At 67.9% G+C, this 23,524-nt stretch carries 22 protein-coding genes; 21 read left to right on the top strand and 1 reads right to left on the bottom strand.

Features of this window, described 5'->3' with window-relative positions:
• Positions 1-21 precede the first annotated feature (21 nt).
• Genes EJI00_RS22315 through EJI00_RS22265 form a run of 11 tightly spaced genes read left to right on the top strand, consistent with a single transcriptional unit; the run spans position 22 to position 9,464 of the window.
• On the top strand, positions 22-1,965 hold the full coding sequence (locus EJI00_RS22315) for a TonB-dependent receptor domain-containing protein (protein WP_126749668.1): 1,944 nt from the start codon (positions 22-24) through the stop codon (positions 1,963-1,965).
• 42 nt (positions 1,966-2,007) lie between these two features.
• A complete protein-coding gene (gene cobU, locus EJI00_RS22310) occupies positions 2,008-2,586 on the top strand; it encodes a bifunctional adenosylcobinamide kinase/adenosylcobinamide-phosphate guanylyltransferase (RefSeq protein ID WP_126749699.1) in 579 nt (192 codons plus the stop codon).
• A complete protein-coding gene (locus EJI00_RS22305) occupies positions 2,583-3,455 on the top strand; it encodes an ABC transporter substrate-binding protein (protein ID WP_409514041.1) in 873 nt (290 codons plus the stop codon). Before cobU ends, EJI00_RS22305 begins: the two co-directional genes overlap by 4 nt.
• 20 nt (positions 3,456-3,475) lie before the next feature.
• Complete coding sequence (locus EJI00_RS22300) at positions 3,476-4,486, top strand: FecCD family ABC transporter permease (protein WP_126749667.1); 1,011 nt, start codon at positions 3,476-3,478, stop codon at positions 4,484-4,486.
• Positions 4,483-5,265, top strand: a complete 783-nt coding sequence (locus tag EJI00_RS22295; RefSeq protein WP_126749666.1) for an ABC transporter ATP-binding protein — start codon at positions 4,483-4,485, stop codon at positions 5,263-5,265. Before EJI00_RS22300 ends, EJI00_RS22295 begins: the two co-directional genes overlap by 4 nt.
• Positions 5,266-5,286: 21 nt before the next feature.
• Complete coding sequence (gene cobO, locus EJI00_RS22290; RefSeq protein WP_126749665.1) at positions 5,287-5,856, top strand: cob(I)yrinic acid a,c-diamide adenosyltransferase; 570 nt, start codon at positions 5,287-5,289, stop codon at positions 5,854-5,856.
• 4 nt (positions 5,857-5,860) lie between these two features.
• On the top strand, positions 5,861-6,811 hold the full coding sequence (gene cbiB, locus EJI00_RS22285) for an adenosylcobinamide-phosphate synthase CbiB (protein WP_260590818.1): 951 nt from the start codon (positions 5,861-5,863) through the stop codon (positions 6,809-6,811).
• The gene (locus tag EJI00_RS22280; RefSeq protein WP_126749663.1) at positions 6,808-7,827 is read left to right on the top strand and encodes an aminotransferase class I/II-fold pyridoxal phosphate-dependent enzyme; all 1,020 of its coding nucleotides are present in this window, start codon (positions 6,808-6,810) and stop codon (positions 7,825-7,827) included. Before cbiB ends, EJI00_RS22280 begins: the two co-directional genes overlap by 4 nt.
• A 26-nt stretch (positions 7,828-7,853) precedes the next feature.
• Positions 7,854-8,207, top strand: coding sequence for a CidA/LrgA family protein (locus EJI00_RS22275; protein WP_126749662.1), 354 nt, complete (start codon positions 7,854-7,856; stop codon positions 8,205-8,207).
• Positions 8,204-8,935: an LrgB family protein gene (locus tag EJI00_RS22270; protein ID WP_126749661.1), complete on the top strand. Its 732-nt coding sequence runs from the start codon at positions 8,204-8,206 to the stop codon at positions 8,933-8,935. The genes EJI00_RS22275 and EJI00_RS22270 overlap by 4 nt, the downstream gene beginning before the upstream one ends.
• Positions 8,936-8,987: 52 nt before the next feature.
• Positions 8,988-9,464, top strand: a complete 477-nt coding sequence (locus tag EJI00_RS22265) for an OsmC family protein (protein ID WP_126749660.1) — start codon at positions 8,988-8,990, stop codon at positions 9,462-9,464.
• A gap of 24 nt (positions 9,465-9,488) precedes the next feature.
• On the opposite strand, the gene EJI00_RS22260 is transcribed toward EJI00_RS22265, so the two are convergent.
• Positions 9,489-10,403, bottom strand: a complete 915-nt coding sequence (locus tag EJI00_RS22260; RefSeq protein ID WP_126749659.1) for a LysR family transcriptional regulator — start codon at positions 10,401-10,403, stop codon at positions 9,489-9,491.
• A 182-nt stretch (positions 10,404-10,585) separates the two neighbouring features.
• On the opposite strand from EJI00_RS22260, the gene EJI00_RS22255 reads away from it, so the two are divergent.
• The 10 genes from EJI00_RS22255 (at position 10,586) to EJI00_RS22210 (ending at position 23,520) form a co-directional block, all read left to right on the top strand.
• Positions 10,586-11,467, top strand: a complete 882-nt coding sequence (locus tag EJI00_RS22255) for an alpha/beta hydrolase (protein ID WP_126749658.1) — start codon at positions 10,586-10,588, stop codon at positions 11,465-11,467.
• Between the two features lie 151 nt (positions 11,468-11,618).
• The gene (locus EJI00_RS22250; protein ID WP_126749657.1) at positions 11,619-12,869 is read left to right on the top strand and encodes an efflux RND transporter periplasmic adaptor subunit; all 1,251 of its coding nucleotides are present in this window, start codon (positions 11,619-11,621) and stop codon (positions 12,867-12,869) included.
• Positions 12,870-12,909: 40 nt separating this feature from the next.
• Positions 12,910-16,194 carry an efflux RND transporter permease subunit gene (locus tag EJI00_RS22245; protein WP_126749656.1) on the top strand — a complete coding sequence of 1,095 codons (3,285 nt, stop codon included), beginning with the start codon at positions 12,910-12,912 and terminating at the stop codon, positions 16,192-16,194.
• A gap of 18 nt (positions 16,195-16,212) precedes the next feature.
• The gene (locus EJI00_RS22240) at positions 16,213-17,712 is read left to right on the top strand and encodes an efflux transporter outer membrane subunit (RefSeq protein WP_126749655.1); all 1,500 of its coding nucleotides are present in this window, start codon (positions 16,213-16,215) and stop codon (positions 17,710-17,712) included.
• A gap of 85 nt (positions 17,713-17,797) precedes the next feature.
• A complete protein-coding gene (locus EJI00_RS22235; RefSeq protein ID WP_126749654.1) occupies positions 17,798-19,237 on the top strand; it encodes a cobyric acid synthase in 1,440 nt (479 codons plus the stop codon).
• Entirely contained in the window at positions 19,234-20,280 is a 1,047-nt protein-coding gene (gene cobT / locus EJI00_RS22230) for a nicotinate-nucleotide--dimethylbenzimidazole phosphoribosyltransferase (protein ID WP_126749653.1), read from the top strand. Before EJI00_RS22235 ends, cobT begins: the two co-directional genes overlap by 4 nt.
• Before the next feature lie 6 nt (positions 20,281-20,286).
• Entirely contained in the window at positions 20,287-21,081 is a 795-nt protein-coding gene (gene cobS, locus EJI00_RS22225; RefSeq protein ID WP_126749652.1) for an adenosylcobinamide-GDP ribazoletransferase, read from the top strand.
• The gene (locus EJI00_RS22220) at positions 21,078-21,629 is read left to right on the top strand and encodes a histidine phosphatase family protein (RefSeq protein ID WP_126749651.1); all 552 of its coding nucleotides are present in this window, start codon (positions 21,078-21,080) and stop codon (positions 21,627-21,629) included. Before cobS ends, EJI00_RS22220 begins: the two co-directional genes overlap by 4 nt.
• Before the next feature lie 42 nt (positions 21,630-21,671).
• Positions 21,672-22,574, top strand: coding sequence for a helix-turn-helix domain-containing protein (locus tag EJI00_RS22215; RefSeq protein WP_126749650.1), 903 nt, complete (start codon positions 21,672-21,674; stop codon positions 22,572-22,574).
• A 49-nt stretch (positions 22,575-22,623) separates the two neighbouring features.
• The gene (locus EJI00_RS22210; protein ID WP_126749649.1) at positions 22,624-23,520 is read left to right on the top strand and encodes an SDR family NAD(P)-dependent oxidoreductase; all 897 of its coding nucleotides are present in this window, start codon (positions 22,624-22,626) and stop codon (positions 23,518-23,520) included.
• The last annotated feature ends 4 nt before the right edge of the window (positions 23,521-23,524 follow it).

Genomic DNA, 23,524 nt, shown 5'->3' with positions numbered 1-23,524 from the left:
AGACGTTCGTTCGGTCCATTCATGATTTCCTGCGTTTCCCTTTCCCTCGGCCGTGCTCCCGCGCGCCGTCGCCGCCTTGCCTGCCTGCCGCTCGCGCTGGCTTCCGCTTTCGGCGGCCTGGCGCTGATCCAGCTGCCCTCGGCAGCGCATGCCCAGCAAGAAGCGCCCGCGCTGGGCGAAACCGTGGTCACGGCCAACCGCACGCCGCAAGCCCTGTCGGACCTGGTGGGCGACGTGTCCATCATCGACCGCCAGACCATCGAGCGCAGCGGCGCCGTCGGCGTGGCCGACGTGCTGGCGCGCCTGCCCGGCATCGAGATGACGCGCAACGGCGGCCCGGGCAGTACCACCAGCCTGTTCATCCGCGGCGCAGACACGCGCTTCACCGCCGTGTACATCGACGGCGTGCGCATCGATTCGCAATCGACCGGCGGTGCCGGCTGGGAGGGCATTCCGCTTGCGCAGATCGACCGCATCGAAGTGCTGCGCGGCCCTGCTGCGGCGGTGTACGGCTCCGACGCCGTGGGCGGCGTGGTCCAGCTCTTTACCCGGCGCGGCGAAGAGGGCGTGGCGCCCTATGCGGGCGTGGGCTTCGGCAGCCATGGCCTTCGCAAGGCGGAAGCGGGCGTGAGCGGGAAGTCGGGCGCGTTCGACTATTCGCTGGGTGTTGCGCATGAAGAGAGCAAAGGCTTCAACGCGCTGCCGATTGAAAAGCGCACACCCTCCAGGGACGGCCTGACCGACCCTGACCGCGACGCATACCGCAACGACTCGGGCAACCTGCGGCTGGGCTACCAGATCAACCCGGCCCAGCGGCTCGAGGCCACGCTGCTCTACAGCGACACCGAAGCGGGCTACGACTCGCCGGTGAGCGCCAGGACGCGGCCGCCGATCCGGTTTACCAACGACGTTTCGCAGAACACGCTGCGCACGGCGGGGCTTTCATGGTCCGCCAAGTGGAACGACATCTACAGCACGCGCGTGCAGGTGACCGATTCGCAATCGGTCTACAAGACGCAGCCTTCGTTCTACCGCACCGAGACCAACCTTCGCGGCTACCTGTTCCAGAACGAATTGCGCTTTGGCCCGCATCTGGTGACGGGCACCATTGAACGCCGTGAAGACGCGCTCGAGAATGCACCCACCACCTTCACCGGCCTGCTTTCGCGCAAGCGCTCGCAGGACGCGGTTTCGCTGGGCTACGGTTTCGTGCAGGGCGCGCATTCGCTCCAGTTGCATGTGCGGCATGACGACGACAGCGAATTCGGCGGCAAGACCACCGGCAGCGCCGCGTACGGCTACGCCATCACGCCGAAGCTGCGCGCCACCGTGTCGGCCGGAACCGCATTCCGCGCACCCACGCTGTACCAGCGCTTCAGCGAATACGGCACGCCGGCCCTCAAGCCGGAGTCGAGCCGCAACGTCGAGCTTGGCTTGCAATACGCCGACGGCGGCACGCATGCGGGCATCGTCGTGTACCAGAACCGAGTCAACGATCTGATCGTGTTCGACGGCGGAGCCACGAATTGCGATTCCGGATTTGGCTGCTACGCCAGCACGGCGCGTGCGCGCTACCGGGGCATCACACTTTCGGGCGGCCACCGCATCGGCGATGTGACGCTGCGCGCATCAGTGGACTTCCAGGATCCGCGCGACCTGGAAACCGACAACCTGCTCGCACGCCGCGCGCGCCGCCACGGCACGCTGGGTGCCGACTGGCGCGTTGCCGGCTGGACGCTGGGCGCCGAGGTGCAGTCGTCGAGCAAGCGCTTCGACGATGCCGCCAACACCCGCACGCTGAGCGGCTACACCGTGCTGAACCTCGTGGCCAGCACGCAGATCACGCGCGACATCGGCCTGGTGGCGCGCGTCGACAATGTGGGCGACAAGGACTACACGCTGGCACGCGGCTACGCCACCGGCGGCCGCAATGCCTACATCGGCCTGAAGTGGACGCCGCACTAAGCACGCTTTGCCGCCGGCAACCCGAAAGGAAGAAAGATGCCCATGACCATTGCGCATGAATTCATCCTCGGGGGCCAGAAGAGCGGCAAGTCGCGCCGCGCCGAGCAGCGCGCCATCGACTGGATGGCCGAGGCGCCGGCTGCGCGGCGCGCCGTGCTCATAGCCACCGCCCAAGCCTTCGACGACGAGATGCGCGAGCGCATCGCGCGCCACCAGGCCGACCGCGCCCGGCGCGTGCCAGCCATGCGCACCGTGGAAGAGCCGGTGGAGCTGGCGCGCGCCATCGTCTCCGAGAGTGCGCCCGAAACGCTGGTGGTGGTCGACTGCCTTACGTTGTGGCTTACCAATTTGCTGATGCCGCTGCGCTCCGAGGGCGCCAAGCCGGCCACGCGCACGCCCGCGGCGCACGTCGCCATGCTGCTCATCGCCCTGCGAGAGGCGCGCGGGCCGGTGGTGCTGGTTGGCAACGAAATCGGGCTGGGCGTGATTCCGCTCGGCCGGGAAACGCGTGCCTTCGTCGATACGCTGGGCCGCATGAACCAGGAAGTGGCGGCCGCATGCCATCGCGTCACGCTGATGGCGGCCGGGCTGCCGTTGACCTTGAAGGCGCCTGCCGCATGAAGATGAAGCACTGGATTCGATTTTTTTCGGCCGTACTCGGCCTTGGTGTTCTTTCGCTGGCCGCGCACGCCCTGGAAGTAACGGACGAGCGCGGCGTTACCGTGACGCTGCCGCAGCCGCCGCAGCGCATCGTCACGCTGCTGCCGTCGTTGACCGAAGGGGTCTGCGCGCTCGGTGCCTGCTCGCGGCTGGTGGGTGTCGACAACTATTCCAATTCGCCGAGTGCGGTGCGCGCGTTGCCGCAGCTGGGCGGGGGGCTCGACCCCAATGTCGAGGCCATCGTGGCGCTGCGGCCCGACGCGGTGCTGCTTGCCAAGTCGTCCCGCGTGACGCAGCGGCTCGAAGCGCTCGGCCTCAAGGTGGTGGTGCTCGAACCCAAGAGCCATGCCGACGTGCGGCGCGTGCTCGGCAAGCTCGACCAGGTGCTTGGCAGCCGCGAGGCGCCGAACGTGTGGCGCGTGATCGACGCCAGCGTGTCGGCTGCGGCGCAATCGCTGCCAGACCGCGCGAAGGGCCTGCGCGTTTACTTCGAGGTCAACAGCGCACCGTTCGCGGCCGGCGAGTCGTCGTTCATCGGCGAAACGCTCACGCGGCTGGGTGCGAAGAACATCGTGCCGGCGGCGCTCGGGCCGTTTCCCAAGCTCAACCCCGAATACGTGGTGCGCGCCAATCCCGATCTCATCATGGTCAGCGTGCGCAGCGCGCAAGGGCTGGAACAGCGCCCGGGCTGGGGCGGCATCCGTGCGGTGCGCGAAGGCCGCATCTGCCGCTTCAGCGCCGACGAGTCCGACGTGCTCGTGCGCCCCGGCCCGCGTATGGACGAGGCTGCGCGGTTGATGGCACGCTGCCTGGCGGAAAAGGCCGGTTAAAAAAGCCGCAAGAATTCTTCATGCACACGCACCATCAGCGCAGGGTCTGGTTCTTCGGCATTGCCTTGCTCGGCCTGGGCATTGCATTCGCGCTGATCGGGCTGGGCATCGGCAGCACCGGCTTCGAAAGCGTGCTGGCGGCATGGCGCGATCCGGTGGCACTGCAGATCGTGTGGGACATCCGGCTGCCGCGCACGCTGGGCGCCTGGCTCGCGGGCGCGCTGCTCGGTCTCGCCGGCGCGGTGGCGCAGGGGCTGTTTCGCAATCCGCTGGCCGATCCCTATCTGCTCGGCAGTGCATCGGGCGCTTCGCTCGGCGTGGCAGTGGCGCTCATGCTGTTCGGCGGCTCGGTCGCAAACATGCAATGGGCACTGCGCCTTGGCCTTACCGGCGCGGCCTTCGTGGGGGCGGTGCTCGCGGTGATGCTCACGCTGCTGCTCGCGCGCGGCGTGCAGCAGACGCTTCGGCTGCTGCTGGCGGGCGTGATCGTCGGCGTGGTGCTCGGCGCCGCCAAAGACCTGATCACCATTGCTTCGGCCGATGTCCTGCAGGCCATCCAGGGCTTCATTCTCGGCAGCACGGGCCTGGTCGGCTGGAGCGCATGCGCCGTGATGGCGGCTGCCGGCGTGGTGTGCCTGCTGCTGGGCTGGGCGCTTGCGCCGGTGCTCGACAGCCTTTCGCTGGGAGAGGCGACCGCAAGGAGCCTTGGCTTGCCGCTGGGCGCCATGCGCGCCGCGCTGGTGGTGGTGCTCGCGCTGGCCACCGGCGCGGCCGTGGCGCAAACCGGCCTGATCGCTTTCGTGGGCCTGGCCTCGCCGCACCTGGTGCGCTCCGTCGTCAAGACCACGCATGCCGGGTTGATCGTGCTGTCCACGGCCATGGGCGGACTGCTGCTGATGTCCGCCGACCTTGCTGCGCGCTGGCTCATTGCCCCGCAGGAACTGCCGGTGGGCGTGCTCACCGCCGTGCTCGGCGGCAGCTATCTGCTGTGGCTGATGCACAGGCGCAGCGCGCGGGGAGGCGTGGCATGAGCGGCCGCATTTCCGCGATCGAGGCACGCGGCTTGAGCGCAACGCTCGGCAGCACCGAGGTGCTGCACGGCATCGATCTTCAGCTGGGCGCCGCGCGATGGACCAGCATCGTCGGGCCGAACGGCGCGGGCAAGTCGACCTTGCTCAAGGCGCTTGCGGGCTTGCTTCCGCACCGCGGCGAGGTTTTCCTTTTCGGCGAGCCCGCGGCCAAGGTGCCGGGCCGTATTCGCGCACAGCGCCTTTCGTGGCTGGGCCAGAGCGGCGCGGCGGGCGAGGGCAGCGCCGACGACCTGATGGTCTACGACATTGCGATGCTCGGCCGCTTGCCGCACCAGCGCTGGCTTGCAGCACCGAGCGCGGAAGACCGCGAAGCCGTGGAAAGAGCGTTGCGCAGCACGCAGGCCTGGGAGTGGCGCGAACGGCCGCTGGGCCAGCTCTCCGGCGGCGAACGGCAGCGCGTGCTGATGGCGCGCGCGCTCGCGGTCGAAGCCGAGCTGCTGCTCATGGACGAGCCGCTCGCCAATCTCGACCCGCCGCACCAGGCCGACTGGATGCAGACCGCGCGTGCATTGGTGGCCGAGGGCCGCACCGTGGTCAGCGTGCTGCACGAACTGCCGATGGCACTTGCGGCCGACGAGTTGGTCGTGATGAATCATGGCCGCGTGGTGCACCAAGGCAGCAGCAGCGACCCTGCCACCCATGCGGCGCTCGAGCAGGTGTTCGACCATCGCATTCGTGTGCATCGCGTGGCGGACCAGTGGATTGCATTGCCGATTTGAACGACTTCAGAACACCACACCATGCAGATCGAAACTCCCCCCAGCGACAAGCCCTACGACAAACCCGAGGGCGAGCGCCGCGGCATCGTCATCGTCAACACCGGTGACGGCAAGGGCAAGAGCACGGCTGCCTTCGGCCTGGCGCTGCGAGCCCACGGGCGCGGCAAGGCCGTGAAGATCTACCAGTTCATGAAAGTGCCCTCGGCACGTTTCGGCGAGCACCGCATGTTCGAGCAGATCGGCATCCCCATCGAAGGCCTGGGAGACGGTTTCAGCTGGAAGAGCCAGGACCTAGAACGTTCGGGCCAGCTGGCGCGCGACGGCTGGGAAAAGGCCAGGGCGGCCATTCTTTCGGGCGAGTTCTTTCTGGTGGTGCTCGACGAGATCACCTATCCGCTGATCTACGGCTGGCTGCCGCTCGACGGCGTGCTCGAAACGCTGCGCGAGCGGCCGAAGCATGTGCACGTGGTGCTCACCGGCCGCCGGTGCCCGCCCGAGATCGTCGAGCTGGCCGACACCGTGACCGACATGACCATGGTCAAGCACGCCTTCAAGGCCGGGATTCCCGCGCAGCGCGGCATCGAGGATTGAGCCATTGGCTGCCGCAGCCGCTTTGTGGCTGGCGCTGGCCATCGACCGATGGTTGGGCGAGCCGCCGGCGCGCCGGCATCCTGTGGTGTGGATGGGGCACTACCTTGGCTGGATCGGTTCCCGCCTCGCGCCAATCGCGCCGCTCGCGGCCGATGCGAGGCCGCGCGATCTGCCGCTGTTCCTTAAGGGCGCGCTGGCCTGGTGCGTTGGTGCAATGGTGGTTGGCGCCGTGGCTCTGACGGTGCAGGCGACCGCACTGCTATGGCTGCCCGGCTGGGCGACCGCCGTAGTGCTTGCACTTGCATTGAAGCCGCTCTTCGCATGGCGCATGCTGCGCAATGAAGTGCTTGCCGTGGAGGCGGCGCTCGCGGTGTCGCTGGAGACCGGCCGTGCGCAGCTCGCCCGGTTGGTGAGCCGGGACGTCTCCATGCTCAGTGAAAGCGAAGTGCGCGAAAGCGCCATCGAGTCGCTGGCCGAGAACCTCAACGATTCGCTGGTCGCGCCGCTGTTCTGGTTCGTGCTGCTGGGCTTGCCGGGCGCGGCGGTCTATCGCTTCGCCAACACGGCCGATGCCATGTGGGGCTACCGCGGCGAGCGCAATGGCCGCGACTGGACATGGTTCGGCAAATGGGCCGCGCGCGCGGACGACGTGCTTTCGTGGCTGCCCGCACGGCTCACCGTGCTGCTGCTTGCACTCGCGGGGCGGAAGTGGCCGCGCGGGCTGGCGCCGGAGGCGCGCCGCACGCCTTCGCCCAACAGCGGGTGGCCAATGGCGGCGATGGCATTGCTGCTTGGCGTGCGGCTGGCCAAGCCCGGCGTGTACGCCTTGAATGCGCAAGGGCGCCGCGCCGAAGCGGCCGACACTCGGCGCGCAGCGCAACTGGGCGGCAGGGCCGCGCTGGCGCTGGCGGCGTGTGCATCATTGGCGATCTTCGCCATTGCGAGGTGGGCATGACACTGGAACGAACGACATCAGCCCGTGCACTGCATGGCGGCCCCGACGAGGCCGGCGCGGCGCGGCACGATTTCTCGACCAACGGCAACGCGGCGGGCCCATGCCCTGCCGTTCTGGCAGCGTTGCGCGCAGCCGATGCAACGCACTATTCAGACCCAGCCTACACGTCGCTGCGCCGCACATTGGCAGCCTTTCATGGAGTGGAGGCCGAGCGCGTGGTGATTGCGGCAAGCGCGAGCGAATTCATTCACCGCATCAGTGCCGCCTGGGCGCAGGGCGGCGGACTGGAGGTCTGCCTGCCCGCACACAGCTATGGCGACTACGAGCGTGCGGCATCGGCCTGGGGCTTGCAGGTGCTGCGCACCGCCGAACCGCGGGGAAAGTCGGCACTGCGCTGGTGCTGCGAGCCCTCGAGCCCGCTGGGCCAGGCCGATCTCGCGCCGCACGCGGACGCGGACGGTGCCTGCGTGCTCGACATGGCCTACGAGCCGCTGCGTCTCGAAGGCCGGCCGTCGTTCGATGCGGCACAGCGCAACCGCGTCTGGCAGGTTTGGACGCCGAACAAGGCGATGGGCTTGACGGGAGTTCGCGCTGCCTATGCCATCGCACCGGAAAACGACAAGGCCGCGGCGCTGAATCAGCGCATCGAGCAACTGTCACCTTCATGGCCCATCGGCGCACACGGCGTGGCACTGCTCGAAACCTGGGTCGGCGACGAAGCCCAGGCGTGGCTCGCGCAAAGCCTGAACACCTTGCGAGCATGGAAAGCGCAGCAGCGCGCCCTCTGCGAATCGCTGGGATGGCAGTGCCTGCCGAGCGACGCCAACTTCTTCTGCGCGCGCACCGATGTGCCGTATCCGAAGCTCGCCGCAGAATTGCGCGCTGAAGGCATCAAGCTGCGCGACTGTGCCTCCTTCGGCCTGCCGGGCCACGTGCGGTTGGGTGTGTTGCCCCGGCAAAGCCAGCAGGCGCTCAAGGAGGCCTGGACACGGGTGGCCATTGCCACCGAACATTGAACGGACGCAAGCAAGACCTCGCCACCATGCTCTACGCCATCACCACGCTCTTTCTTTGCCAACTGGCCGGCGAACTGCTCGTGCAGTGGCTCTCCCTGCCGATTCCCGGTCCCCTGATCGGCATGCTGCTGCTGTTCATCGCGCTGCTCGTGCGTGGCGCCGTGCCCGAGGCGTTGAGCGAGACCTCCGGCCATTTGCTGCGCAATCTCATGCTGTTGTTCATACCGGCGGTGACCGGCGTCATGCTGCACTTCGAACGGGTCGGGCGCGAGTGGCTACCGTTCCTTGCGGCCGGCATCCTGGGTGCGGCCTTCACCATGACGGTGACCGCGCTCACGCTGCGCTGGATGATCCGCATCACGGGCAAGGAGGCGGAATGACCGCGCCGGCAAAGCTGTCCGAGATCTGGGTCTTTCTCGCGCAGTCGCCGCTGCTCTGGCTGTCGCTCACGCTGCTGGCCTACCTGGGCGCGCTGTGGCTGCACAAGCGCAGCGGCAGCAGGCCGCTGGTCAATCCGGTGCTGGTGTCGGTTGTCGTCATCGTCACGGTGCTGCTCGTCACGCGCACGCCGTACGACACGTATTTCGAGGGTGCCAAGTTCGTGCACTTTCTCATCGGCCCGGCCACCGTGGCGCTGGCCGTGCCGCTCTACGGCCAGCTCGCACGGCTGCGCCGGCTGTGGCTGCCGATCGGTGTGGCGCTGCTGGTGGGCTCGGTGGCGGCCATCGTCTCAGCCATCGGCATCGCCTGGGCGCTCGGCGGCTCGCATGAGCTGATGATGTCGCTCGCACCCAAGTCGGCCACCATGCCGATCGCGATGGGCGTGGCCGAGAAGATCGGCGGGTTGCCCTCGCTTGCCGCAGTGGCCGCCGCCGTTGCAGGTATTTCCGGCGCCATCATGGCCACGGGCCTGCTGAACCTGCTGCGCATCAAGGAACCCGCGGTGCGCGGCTTTGCGGTGGGCATGGCGGCGCACGGCATCGGCACCGCGCGGGCCATTCAGGTGAACGAAACGGCGGGCGCTTTCTCCGCGTTGGCCTTGGGGCTGAACGGCATCGCCACGGCGCTGCTGGTGCCATTGTTGGTCAAGCTGCTCGGCGTTTTCTGACCCGGATTTTCTGACGCAGAATGACGCTCCCATAGACGTTGGAGCGCACGGCATGGCCCAGTACACGGCAGAAATCCTCTGGCAGCGAGGCGACCAGGACTTTCTCGGCAACACCTACAGCAGAAGGCATTCGATGCGCTTCGACGGCGGCGCGGAGGTGCCGGGCTCTTCGTCGCCGCACGTGGTGCCGCTGCCGTTTTCGGATGCGGCGGCGATTGACCCGGAAGAAGCTTTCGTCGCTTCGCTCTCGAGCTGCCACATGCTGTGGTTTCTCACCATGGCGGTGAAGCGCAAGTTCAACGTCGACCGCTACTTCGACGCGGCAAGCGGCGTCATGGAAAAGAACGCCGAAGGCAAGCTCGCGATGACGGTGGTCACGGTTCGGCCGGAGGTTACGTTCTCCGGCGCCAACCTGCCCACGCGCGAGCAGATCGAGCACATGCACCACCGGGCGCATGAAGAATGCTTCATTGCCAATTCGGTAAAGACCGAGGTGCGCTGCGAACCGGTGTTCGGCCCGGCCGGGTAAAGCGGGCCGAGCCCCAAGGAGGGCTCAGCGCCGCTGCAGCCGAGGGTTCTTCGCAAACAGCTCGGCCGCCCAGTCCACGAAGGCCCGCACCTTCGCGCTCAGGTGGCGGTTGGGCGGGTAGACCACATGAATCGGCAGCGGGTCGCGGTGCCAATCGGACAGCACCTCGATCAGCTCGCCGCTCTCCAGGAGCGGCTCGGCCATGAAGGTGATGCACTGCGAAATGCCGAAGCCGCCGAGCACCGCCGCCATGTGGGCGTTGCTCTCGTTCACCGACACGCGGTAGGGCCCGTTGAGCTCGATGGTCTCGTCGTCCTTCTTGAACTCGTGCGGGTAGATGCGCCGCGTGCTGCCCGAAAAGTAGCTCACCACGTGGTGCCGCTTCTCGATGTCGTTGGGGTGCTGAGGAATGCCGTAGCGCTTGATGTAGGCGGGCGACGCCACCGTCACGAAGTGCAGGGTGCCGATGCGCCGCGCCACCAGCGACTGGTCGCTCAGTTCGCCGGCTCGGATCACGCAGTCGACGTTGTCGGTGATCAGGTCGACCGTGCGGTCGCTCACGCCTAGGTCGACCTGGATTTCGGGATAGCGGTCGCAGAAGGTGGCCAGCGCGGGCAGGATGACCAGCCGCGCCACCGAGGTGCCCACGTCGATGCGCAGCCGCCCCGTGGGGTTGGCCTGCGCATTGGTCATGCTGGCTTCGATGTCGTCGAAGTCGTTCAGGAGGCGTGCCGCGCGTTCGTAGTAGGCCGCGCCGTCGGGCGTTACCGTGACCCGCCGCGTGGTGCGGTTGAGCAGCTTCACCCGCAGGCGCGATTCCAGCGCCTGGATCTGCTTGGTGACCGTCCCCTTTGGCAGGGCGAGCGAATCCGCGGCCCGGGTGAAGGTGCCTGCTTCCACCACGCGGACAAAGATCCGCATTGCCTGGATTTGATCCATTGATGACTGTTCCTGGGAACCCGGCCCTTGCCGAGGGGAGCGGATTCTCACACAAGGTGACAATCCCCATCGTTTCCCGGATTGTTCGCCGTTTGGAAACAGAGTAGGGGCAGGTTGCCTGTTTAACACCACACTGGCCGCCTTATATTTCGACTATCGCCAATCCTCCTGAGGTTGCCTCCATGTCACCCCGTCCGTCGTCCCGCTCTGCCGAAGCCGCTGCTCTTGCCGCGGCGCAAGGCGTGGAAGCCGATCTTTCGATCGAGCTGCCCGGCCGCGCGCCGGTCGATGCCCGGGTCTACGGGCAACGCGCGCGCGGCGAAACGGTTCCGCTGGTGCTGCATTTCCACGGCGGCACCTTCGTTTGCGGCAACCTGGACAACGGGCGCAACGTGGCCCGGCTGCTGGCAGGGGCCGGTGCGGTGGTGGTGTCGGTGGCCTACCCGCTGGCACCCGAATCGCCGTTCCCCGAGCCCATCGAAGTGGGCTATGCGGCGCTCGAGTGGCTCTACAAGCAGCGCGTCAAGCTCGGCGGCAAGGGTGCCCAGGTGTACCTGGCCGGCGAAGAAGCCGGCGGCAACCTGGCCGCCGGGGTGGCACTGATCGCCCGCGACCGGGCGCATCCGCCGCTGGCGGGGCAGATTCTTCTGTCGCCCATGCTCGACCCGTGCGCGGGCACTGCGTCGCTGCGCAAGGCCACCAACGACGAGGCCGAATGCCGCTGGGCCAAGGGCTGGGAAAAGTACCTGAGCTGCCCCTCGAACGCGACCCATCCCTACGCGGTGCCGAGCGGATCGCTCCGGCTCGGTGCGCTGGCGCCCGCGCTGGTGCTGGTGGGCCCCGACGACGCCATGCGCGACGAGGCGCTGACCTTTGCCGGGCGCCTGCGCGCGGCCGGCATCGACGTGACGAGTGCCGTGTTGCCTGGTGCCGCGAACTGGCCCAAGGCGTTGTACGACCCCGAGCCCTCGGGCTGCAAGGCCTGCGAAGCCAGCGTGCAGCAGCACTTCCGCGAATTTTTCAGTACCACCACGCCGCCCCCGGTAGCACCCAAGCCCAGCTAGGTGGGCCGGTCGCGGCAGCCCGGCCAGACGTCGCGACGCCTTTCCCCGGCCCACCGGTAACCCCGGTCATTTTCGAATTCCGCCTCCTGGTGCCAAAAGCGCCGGGGTGGCCTGTTGCATCCCAAAAAGTCATTGAGAAGGACGAACCATCATGTCGAACAATAAGCAAAAACTGTCTTCCGTCGCCCGCAAGGGCCTGTGGCCCACAGTGACCGGGCTCACCGCACTGCTGGCTGTGGCCGCCGCCGTGCTGGGCATGCACAGCTTCAAGGCGGAGGCCACGGCACCCGCCGCGGCGCAACAGGGCACCCCGGTCTCCGTGGCCACCGTGGCCCAAAGCGAAGTCAACGCCTGGGACGAGTTCTCGGGCCGGCTCGAAGCCGTGCAGCGCGTCGATGTGCGCTCCCGCGTGGCGGGCGCCGTGCAGGCGGTGCACTTCCGCGAAGGCGCGCTGGTGAAGCAGGGCGACCTGCTGATCACCATCGACCCCGCACCGTACGCCGCCGAAGTGGAGCGTGCCGAAGCCCAGGTGGCCTCCGCCCAGGCCCGCCAGGCGTTCAGCCGCAGCGAGCAAGAGCGCGCCAAGCGCCTGTGGGACCAGCAGGCCATTGCCCAGCGCGAATATGACGAGCGTGTGAACTCCAGCCGCGAGGCCGATGCCAACCTGCGTGCCGCGCAAGCGACGCTGCAGTCGGCGCGCCTCAACCTGGGTTACACGCAGGTGCGTGCGCCGGTGTCCGGCCGCATCGGCAAGCTCGAAGTGACCCAGGGCAACCTGGTGGCCGCGGGCCCCGGCGCGCCGGTGCTGACCACGCTGGTCTCGGTGAGCCCGATCTACGCGAGCTTCGACGCCGACGAGCAGGTGATCACGCGGGCATTGAAAGACCTGCCGAGCGGTGCCAGTGCACGCGGCCAGATCGAGAGCATTCCCGTGCAGATGGGCACCTCGGGCTTCGACGGAACTCCCTTCATCGGCAAGCTGCAGCTGATCGACAACCAGGTCGACGCCCGCAGCGGCACCGTGCGTGTGCGCGCCTCGTTCGACAACAAGGACGGCGCGCTCATTCCGGGCCAGTTCGCCCGCATCCGCATGGGCCAGGCACGCAACGACGCTGCGTTGCTGGTGAGCGAACGCGCCATCGGCACCGACCAGAACAAGAAGTTCGTGATGGTCGTGGGCGAAGACAACAAGGCCATGTACCGCGAAGTCACGCTCGGCGCATCGGTCAACGGACTGCGTGTCGTGAGCAAGGGCCTGAAGGCCGGTGACCGCATCGTGGTCAACGGCTTGCAGCACATCCGCCCCGGCGCGCTGGTGGTGCCGCAGAACGTGACGATGGACGCCAAGGCCGACACCAAGCAACAACAACCGGAACGCGTCGCGGAAGCTGCGAAGTCCTGAACTCGGAGGGGAGCGCATTTGCGCTCGCCGGAGAAACAACATGAATCTCTCTAAATTCTTCATCGACCGGCCGATCTTTGCCGGCGTGCTGTCGCTATTGATATTGATAGCCGGCCTGATCGCGCTGCGCGGGTTGCCGATTTCGGAATACCCCGAAGTCGCGCCGCCGCAGGTCGTGGTGCGTGCCCAGTACCCGGGCGCCAACCCCAAGGTGATTGCCGAAACCGTGGCCACGCCGCTCGAAGAGCAGATCAACGGCGTGGAAGGCATGCTCTACATGGGCAGCCAGGCCACCACCGACGGCGTGATGACGCTGACGGTGACCTTCCGCCTCGGCACCGATCCCGACAAGGCACAGCAGCTGGTGCAGAACCGCGTCTCGCAAGCCGAGCCGCGCCTGCCCGAGGAAGTGCGCCGCCTGGGACTCACGACCGTGAAGAGCGCGCCGGACATCACCATGGTGGTTCACCTGGTGTCGCCCAACGGCCGCTACGACATCGACTACCTGCGCAACTACGCAGTGCTCAACGTCAAGGACCGCCTGGCGCGCATCGAAGGCGTGGGCCAGGTGCAGATCTGGGGTGGTGGCGAGTACGCCATGCGCGTCTGGCTCGATCCGCAGAAGGTCGCGCAGCGCGGACTCTCCGCCAGCGACGTGGTCACGGCCATTCGCGGCCAGAACGTCCAGGCTGCGGCCGGCGTGATCGGCGCATCGCCCGGATTGCAGGGCATCGACGTGCAGCTGTCTGTCAATGCACAGGGCCGCCTGTCGACCGAAGAAGAGTTCGGCGACATCATCGTGAAGAGCGGTGCAGACGGTGCCGTGACCCGCCTGCGCGACATCGCGCGCATCGAGCTCGGCGCGGCCGACTACTCGCTGCGTTCGCTGCTGGACAATGATTCGGCCGTAGGTGTTGGCGTGTTCCAGTCGCCCGGCTCCAATGCGCTCGACATCTCTTCCAACGTTCGCAAGACGATGGACGAGCTCAACAAGAACATGCCGGAAGGCCTGGAATACCGCATTGCCTATGACCCGACGCAGTTCGTGCGTGCGTCGATCAAATCGGTGATTCACACGCTGCTCGAAGCCATCCTGCTGGTGGTGCTGGTCGTGATCCTGTTCCTGCAGACCTGGCGCGCTTCCATCATTCCACTGCTGGCTGTGCCGGTGTCGGTGATCGGTACCTTCGCGGTGCTGCACGTCCTCGGTTTCTCGATCAATGCGCTGAGCCTGTTCGGGCTGGTGCTGGCCATCGGTATCGTGGTGGACGACGCCATTGTGGTGGTGGAGAACGTCGAGCGCAACATCGAGGCGGGGCTGACGCCTCGCGAAGCGACCTACCGCGCAATGCGCGAAGTGTCCGGGCCCATCATCGCGATTGCGCTGGTGCTGGTGGCCGTGTTCGTCCCTCTGGCTTTCATCAGCGGTCTCACGGGCCAGTTCTACAAGCAGTTCGCGGTGACCATCGCGATCTCGACGGTGATCTCGGCGATCAACTCGCTCACGCTGTCGCCGGCTCTCGCGGCACTGCTGCTGCGCGGCCACGCCCAACCGAAGGACGCGCTGACGCGCGGCATGGACAAGGCCTTCGGCTGGCTGTTCCGCGGCTTCAACAAGCTCTTCGGCCGCGGCTCGGAAGCCTACAGCGGCGGCGTCAAGAACGTGATCTCGCGCAAGACGCTGATGCTGGTGATCTACCTCGCGCTGGTGGGCGTGACTTTCGGCCTTTTCAAGGCGGTGCCCAGCGGCTTCGTGCCGACGCAGGACAAGCAATACCTGATCGGCTTTGCCCAGCTGCCCGACGGCGCCACGCTCGACCGCACCGATGAAGTGATCCGCCGCATGGGCGAGATCATGAAGAAGAACCCGAACGTCGAGGGCACGCTCGCTTTCCCGGGCCTGTCGATCAACGGCTTCACCAACAGCTCGAACTCGGGCATCGTGTTCGCCATGCTGAAGCCTTTCGATGAGCGCAAGCGCGCCGACCAGAGCGGCGGCGCCGTGGCGGGCCAGCTCAACCAGGCCTTCGGCGGCATCCAGGACGCGTTCATCGTGATGTTCCCGCCGCCGCCGGTGGCGGGCCTGGGCACCACGGGCGGCTTCAAGCTGCAGCTGGAAGACCGCGGCTCGCTCGGCTACGACCAGATGGATGCGGCGGTGAAGGCCTTCATGACCAAGGCGTCGCAGGCGCCGGAGCTCACCGGCATGTTCTCGAGCTGGCAGGTCAACGTGCCGCAGCTGTACGCGGACATCGACCGCACCAAGGCGCGCCAGCTCGGCGTGCCGGTGACGGACATCTTCGACACCATGCAGATCTATCTCGGCAGCCTGTACGCGAACGACTTCAACAAGTTCGGCCGCACGTACAGCGTGCGGGTGCAGGCCGACGCGCCGTACCGTGCGCGCGCCGAGGACATCGGCATGCTGAAGGTGCGCTCGACTTCGGGCGAGATGATTCCGCTGTCGGCCCTGATGAAGGTGAACCCCACCTTCGGTCCGGAACGTGCCATGCGCTACAACGGTTATCTCTCGGCCGACATCAACGGTGGCCCGGCTCCCGGCTTCTCGTCGGGCCAGGCGCAGGATGCGATCGAACGCATTGCCGCGGAGACGCTGCCCAAAGGCATCAGCTTCGAATGGACCGACCTGACCTACCAGGAAATTCTGGCCGGCAACTCCGCAATGCTGGTGTTCCCGATTGCCATCCTGCTGGTGTTCCTGGTGCTCGCTGCGCAGTACGAAAGCCTGACGCTGCCGATCGCCATCATCCTGATCGTGCCGATGGGCCTGCTGGCCGCAATGACCGGTGTTTGGCTATCGGGGGGTGACAACAACGTCTTCACGCAGATCGGGTTGATCGTGCTGGTGGGGCTGAGTGCGAAGAACGCGATCCTGATCGTGGAGTTTGCGCGGGAGCTCGAGTTTGCCGGCCGCACGCCCATCCAGGCTGCGATCGAAGCCAGCCGCCTGCGCCTGCGCCCGATTCTCATGACCTCGCTGGCCTTCGTGATGGGCGTGTTGCCCCTCGTGCTGTCGACCGGCGCGGGCTCTGAAATGCGCAAGGCCATGGGCGTGGCGGTGTTCGCCGGGATGATCGGCGTGACGGCTTTCGGCCTGTTCCTGACGCCGGTGTTCTATGTGCTGATGCGCCGCCTTGCGGGCAACCGCGCACTCAAGCTGCATGGCGACGTGCCGCACGGGGAAGACTTCGTTTCGGCGGCCCATCCGGCTGCACCGGCACCGTCGTCCCACGGTGGATCCGGCGGCGGCGGGCTGCACCCGCTGCCTGCTGCGCCGCGCCCTTCGCACGGCTCGCACGACTGATCGAGAAGAAAGCTCATCATGAAATTCTCAGTACAACCTTGGATCAAGCCGCTTCGCACCGCCTTGCTGCCGCTGGTGGCAGCCCTGGCACTGGCCGGCTGCGCGACCGTGCCCTCCGGCGTGCCGGAGATCCAGACCACCGCCCAGTTCAAGGAGCAGGGCGCCGCCCCGCCCGCGGGCTGGACGCGTGCGGTGCCTTCCGAAGCGCAGGCCCGCGGCGCCTGGTGGCTGGCATTCAACGACCCGGTGCTCAATGCGCTGGTCGAAAAGGCCAACGTCAACAACAACAACATCCAGGCCGCCGCGGCCCGGCTTGCGGAAGCTCGCGCCCTGGCGCGCAGCGCCCAGGCCGACCGCCTGCCGCAGATCGGCCTGGGCGCCGGCGCGAATCGCGGCGCGGGCCTCGACAAGGCCACGGCCAGCACCCGGCCGGCCACGATGACCAACATCGGCGCCACGTTCTCGTACGAGGTCGACCTGTTCGGCCGGCTCTCGGGCGCGAGCAATGCGGCCAAGCTCGATGCAGCCAGCCGCGAAGCGCTGCTGCAAAGCACGCGCCTTGCCGTGCAGGCCGAGGTGGCGCAGACCTATCTGCAACTGCGCGCGCTCGACGCCGAGCGCGCGCTGGTGCGCGAGCAGGTCGAGGCCTACCGCGACACGCTGCGCCTGACGCAGCGCCGCCAGCAGGCGGGTGACATTGCCGAGCTCGACGTGGCACGCGTGCAGACCGAGGTGTCGTCCACCGAATCGGATGCGCTCGCGCTCGACCGCCAGCGTGCGCAGGTCGAGCATGCGCTTGCAGTGCTGGTGGGCGACTCGGCCTCCAGCTTTGGCCTGCGTACCGACGAGTGGGCCACCGCGCTGCCGTCGGTGCCGCCGGGCGTGCCGGCCACGGTGCTCACGCGGCGCCCGGACGTCTCGGCCGCACAGAACGCCGTGCTCGCGGCGCAGGCCCGTGTGGGCGTGGCGCAGGCCGCGTGGTTCCCGGACATCTCGCTGACCGGCGCCGCCGGCTATGCGTCGCCCGAAATCGGCGACCTGTTCAAGTGGTCGGCCCGCTCGTGGGGCGTGGGGGCTCTGCTGTCGCTGCCGATCTTCGACGGCGGCCGCCGCGAAGCCGGCGTGCAGGGCGCCAACGCGCAGCTCGACGGTGCGCTTGCCAACTACCGCAACCAGGTGCTCGTGGCGTTCCAGGAGGTGGAAGACCAGCTCTCCGCCATCCGCATCCTGCAGGAGCAGTCGACCGTGCAGGCGCAGGCCGTCACTTCGGCCCAGCGCGCGACCAGCTTGTCGGACACGCGCTACCGCAACGGCTACATCAGCCAGCTCGACCTGCTCGACGCCCGCCGCAGCGAATTGCGCAACCGGCGCCAGGCGCTGCAGGTGAAGTCGGCGCAATACCAGGCGGCCGTGGGGCTGATCCGCGCCATCGGCGGCGGATGGGACGTGCCTGCCGCCACGGCGAAGGCGCAGCCTGAGCCCGGTTCGCCGGGCGCGGTGCAGACCGCGGCACGCTGAAACACCAAAGGGGCGCAAGCCCCTTTTTCTTTGGGCAGCCGCGCTTCGAGGAAAGCGGCACGCGGCCACAACGGACAATAGCCGCATGACAACCCGATGCGTGATGGTTCTGGGCACGACCAGTGGCGCCGGCAAGAGCTGGCTGGTCACTGCGCTGTGCCGCTGGTATGCGCGGCAGGGCCTGAAGGTGGCGCCTTTCAAGGCGCAGAACATGAGCAACAACGCCCGCGTGGTCGATGGCGGCGAGATCGGCAGCGCGCAATACTTTCAGGCGCTGGCGGCGGGCGCCGTGCCGCACGTGCGCATGAACCCGCTGCTGCTCAAGCCCGAGCGCGACACCCACAGCCAGGTGGTGCTGATGGGGCAGGTGAATGAAGAGCTCACGGCCATGCCCTGGCGCGGGCGCAGCGAGCGCGTGTGGCCGCAAATTGCTTCGGCATTCGATGAACTGCGCGCCGAGAACGACGTGGTGGTGATCGAAGGCGCCGGCTCGCCGGCCGAGATCAACCTGATGGCAAGCGACATCGTCAACCTGCGCGTGGCCCGGCATGCAAATGCCCGCTGCCTGCTGGTGACGGACATCGACCGCGGCGGAGCCTTTGCGCATCTGTATGGCACCTGGGCGTTGATGCCCGAGAGCGACCGCGCGTTGCTGCGCGGCTTCGTGCTCAACAAGTTTCGAGGGGATGCCTCGCTGCTGGCCCCGGCGCCGCAGCAACTGCAGGCACTGACAGGCGTTCCCACCGTGGCCACGTTGCCGATGTGGTGGCAGCACGGCCTGCCGGAGGAAGACGGCGTGTTCGACGACCGAAGCCGCTCGAGCGGCATCGTCACGCGTACCGTGGCCGTGGTGGCGTATCCGCGCATCAGCAATCTGGACGAGTTCCAGCCGCTCAAGAATGTGCCCGGCGTTCGGCTGGTGTGGGCGCGCGCACCGGCAGACCTGGCCGGCGCCGACTGGATCGTGCTGCCCGGCTCCAAGCACACCAGCGGCGACCTGGCGTGGCTGCGCGCGCAGGGGCTGGACCGTGCCATTGCCACGCACGCGGCCGCCGGGGGCGCTGTGCTCGGTGTTTGCGGCGGCTTGCAGATGCTGGGCGAGGCGCTGGTCGATCCGCATGGCATCGACGGCAATGCGCCCGGCCTGGGGCTGCTGCCGCTCGTCACCGTGTTCGAGCGCGAGAAAATCGTGCGCCACCGGGCCGCCGCCTTCGGCGAACTGGGCGGCCAATGGGCTTCGCTTTCTAACGTGCCGGTAGCGGGCTACGAGATTCACCACGGCCATACCGCGCTACACCCGCAAATGGCGCAGGACGGCCATGCCGTGATGCCCGAAGGCCTGGCCTGGCAGAACGCGCGCGGCAATGTGCTGGGGCTTTACCTGCACGGCTTGTTCGAAGATGCGGCCGCGTTGCACGCGCTCTTCGGCACCGCGGCGCCCACGCTCGATTCCACCTTTGGCGGCCTGGCCGATTTCATCGACACCCACTTCGAGGCCGGCGTGCTGCAAGGCCTGATCGCATGACTGACAAGAACACCATTCCTTCCATCTCCGACATCCGCGACGACGCGCTTGCAGCACGGCTGCAGGGCGCGCTCGACAACAAGACCAAGCCGCTTGGCGCGCTAGGCCGCCTCGAGAGCCTGGCCCTGCGCATCGGCCTGATCCTGGGCAGCGAAACGCCCGTGCTCGAAGCGCCGCAGATGTTGGTGTGCGCGGGCGACCACGGCTTGGCGGCACGCGGTGTCTCCGCGTTTCCGAGCGACGTGACCTGGCAGATGGTCGAGAACTTTCTTGCAGGCGGCGCGGCCGTGAGCGTGCTTGCGCGCCAGCACGGGCTGGCGCTGACGGTGGTCGACTGCGGCGTGCGGCGCGACTTCCAGGCGCGCCCGGGGCTGGTGTCGCGCCGCATCGCCGCCGGCACCGTCGATGCCTCGGCCGGCCCTGCAATGACGGCAGAGCAATGCGCGCAAGCCATTGCCAACGGCCGAGAGGTGGTGCGCGCGCTCCCCGGCAATGCCTTGCTGCTCGGCGAAATGGGCATCGGCAACAGCTCGGCGGCGGCCATGCTGCTTGCGCGTCTGGCCGGACTCGATATTGACGCCTGCACCGGCGCTGGCACCGGGCTCGACGCCGCCGGGCTCGCGCGCAAGCGCACGGTGCTGCGCGAAGTGTTGGCCCTGCATGCATCGGCCGCCGCGCCGCTGGATGCATTGGCTGCGTTCGGCGGCTTCGAACTTGCCACATTGGTCGGCGCGGTGCTGCAGGCGGCAGAAGAGCGGCGCGTGATCGTGGTCGACGGATTCATCGCGAGCGCGGCGGTGCTGGTTGCAGGGGCGCTGCAACCGCATGTGGTGCAGCGGTGCGTGGCCGCGCACAGCTCGGCGGAACCGGGGCATGCGCTGTTGTTGAAGCACCTCGGGTTGGAGCCTTTGCTGAATCTCGACTTGCGCCTTGGCGAAGGCTCTGGCGGCGCGCTGGCGTGGCCGCTGCTCGAATCGGCCTGCCGCATCCTGCGCGAAATGGCGAGCTTCGAGGCGGCGGGCGTGTCGCGCAAGGACAGCTGAAGCGCGATGAACGGCGTTCGCCACTACCTGCTGGCCCTGCAGTTCTTCACGCGGTTGCCGGTGACCGGCCGGCTCGCCGAGTGGGTCGGATTCAGCCCGCAGATGCTGCGCGCGAGCGCGGCGCATTTTCCGGGCGTCGGCTGGCTCGTGGGGTTTGTGGGGGCAACAGTTTTCGTCCTGGCGCTGCAGGGCCTGCCGGGCCCATCCGGTGCACTGGCAGCGGCGCTGCTGAGCATGGTGGCGACCGTGCTGCTCACCGGCGCCTTTCATGAGGACGGCTTGGCCGACGTGGCCGATGGGCTGGGCGGATCGGCCGACCGCAACCGCGCGCTCGAGATCATGAAGGACTCGCGGATTGGTGCATTCGGCGCCATTGCGTTGGTGCTGGCACTCGGTTTGAAGGCTGCGCTGCTTGCTTCGCTGGCAGGGCAGGGCCTGCAAGCAGTGGCAGCCGCCATCGTCGGTGCGCATGTGTTGTCACGGCTGGCGCCGCTGTTTTTGATTCGCTGGTTGCCGTATGTGGGTGATGCTGGCGCGAGCAAGGCCAAGCCGCTGGCCGATGCAATTGGCGGCGGCGCCTTGCTGGTCGGCATGCTCTGGTCGGTTCCGGCCCTTGCGCTGGTGCTTGTGACGCAGGGCCCTGCACGAACGGCGGCCATGATGGCGACATGCGCGCTTGCGGCGTTGGTCATGGCGCGCATGTTCCGGCGCCGGCTGCAAGGCTTCACCGGCGACGGGCTCGGCGCTACGCAGCAGGTGTGCGAGCTTGCGCTCTATCTTGCACTGGCGTGGCAGGCATGAAGCTGTGGCTGGTCCGCCATGCGCAAACCGACGCTGCGCCGGGCCTTTGCTATGGCGTCACGGATGTCGGCGTGCCGATGGAGGCGACGCTGGCGGTTGCGCGCGCCGTGCAGGCCCGCATACCCGCGGGCATCGCATTGGTCCACTCGCCCTTGCGGCGTTGCGCCGAACTGGCACAGGCCATCGGCACGCTGCGCCCGGACCTTGCCATGCGGGTGGACGAGCGCCTGGCCGAAATGGACTTCGGCGCCTGGGAAGGCCGGCCATGGGCATCCATCCCCAGTGCCGACTTCGATGCATGGGCCGGAAATTTCGCCGACGGTCTTCCGGGCGAGTACGGCGAAAGCACGGCCAGCTTCATGCAGCGCACGGGCGCTGCTTTCGACGAGTGGCGCGCGTCGGGCGAGGATGCGGTGTGGGTCACGCATGCGGGCGTGATGCGCGCCGTGCAACTGCTGCATGGCGGCGTGCGGCGCGTGGACGCCGCCGCGCAATGGCCGTCGGCGCCCATTGACTATGGGGCGTGCCTGCTGATCGAATGCGGGTGACGCGCGGCAGCGTCCGCGCCATTCCATTGCCCCATCCGCTCCATGCCTGCACAGCCTTCCCGCGAGCGCCTGTACGTTCGCCTCGACGAGGACCCCTTGCACGGTCCCGAGGCCGCGATGCCTGCGGGCTCATTGCAGGCCTTTCCGGTCGCGGCGCCGCTGCGTGCGCACGTCGCGCACATCCTGCTCTACCGCGAAGCGCTGCCTGACGGGCGCGAAGTGCTCGAGCGCGTGCTGCCCGACGGCGCGGTGCGACTGGTCTTCAATCTTGGCGACGCACCCTCGGCGGGTGAGGGCGCCGGGCAGCCCGTCGAGGCCATTGGCGCTTCGGCCGCGCCGGCGCTGGTGCGGCTGCGCGGCAGGGTCGAGGGGCTGTCGGTCACGCTGCGCCCCGGCGCGGCCGCGGCGCTGCTCGGCATGCCTGCGGGCGAGATTGCCGGCACCGCGGTGCACCTCGATCAACTCTGGCGTGGCCAGGGCGCCGAACTGCGCGAGCGCATGGCAGCTGCGCCAGACGACGCCTCGCGCGTTGCGGTGCTGTGCGCCATGCTCCAGCAGCGGCTGGCGCAGGCCGATGCGGCTCTTCAACCGGCCACCCCTGTGGTCGCAACAAGGGCGGCGCAGCTGATCGCGCAGTCGGGTGGGCGGCAATCGCTGCGCGATGTGGCTGCGGCGGTCGGCGTCGGCGAGCGCCGTTTGCAGCAATTGTTCCAACAGCAGGTAGGCCTCTCGCCGCGCACGTGGGGCAGGCTCGCGCGGCTGCATGCCTGCCTGCGCGCCTTGCGGCAGCCGCGGCCGTGCATGCCCGGCTGGGCGGAGTTGGCGCTTGACGGAGGCTTCTACGACCAGTCGCACCTCGTCAACGAGTTCAAGGCGCTGAGCGGCCTTACGCCGACCGAGTTTCTCGGCCGCGCGGTTTCGGTTTCTTCCAATACGGCGGCGTGAGTCGGCGGTACCTTCGGGCTTCGAACTCGGAGAGAAAGGAAAGAACTCGATGCAAGACGAAGAAATCAAGAAGCCGCTGAAAGGCCGCGTGGCCGTGGTGACCGGCGCCAGCCGGGGCGCGGGCCGCGGCACTGCCCTGGAGCTGGGCGCGGCGGGGGCGACCGTGTACGTGACAGGCCGCAGCACGCGCGCGCAGCCGGCCGAAAGCTATGGACGCATCCTTGCGCTCTCGGAACTCGAAGCCCTGCCGGGCAGCATCGACGACACGGCCGACGAACTCACGCGCATGGGCGGCCACGGCATTGCGGTGCGTTGCGACCACACGCAGGAAGAAGACGTGGCAGCCCTCTTCGCGCGGGTGCAGCGCGAGCAGGGCCGCCTCGACGTGCTGGTGAATAACGCCTGGGGCGGGCACGAAACCTTCGGCGGCGTTTTCGAGGCACCGTTCTGGGAGCACCCGCTTTCCAACTGGGACTCGATGTTCGACCGCGGCGTGCGCAACCACCTGCTCGCGAGCCGGTTCGCGGCGCCGCTCATGGTGGCGCAGAAGAGCGGCCTGATCGCGATCACCAGCTTCTGGGACCGCGACAAGTACCTGCGCGGCAACCTGTTCTACGACCTCGCCAAGTCGGCAATGAACCGGCTGGCCTTCGGGATGGCCGAGGAACTCCGTCCGCACGGCGTGGCGTCGCTCGCGCTTTCACCGGGCTGGATGCGAACCGAGTTCGTGCTCGCCGGGCACAAGACCGACGAAGCGCACTGGCATGAACGCCCAGCGCTCGCAAGAACCGAGTCGCCGCGCTACCTGGGCCGCGCCATTGCCGCGCTGGCGGCCGACGCGGGGGTGATGCAGAAAAACGGCGGCGTGCACCGCGTGGCCGACCTGGCGCGTGAATACGGCTTTACCGACATCAACGGACGGCAGCCGGAAGCGTTCGAGCTCTAGCCTG

The organism is Variovorax sp. DXTD-1 (genome assembly GCF_003984625.1).
Lineage (GTDB): Bacteria > Pseudomonadota > Gammaproteobacteria > Burkholderiales > Burkholderiaceae_C > Variovorax.
Note: the sequence above shows the minus strand (reverse complement) of the source record. Positions and strands in the feature narration are given on the sequence as shown.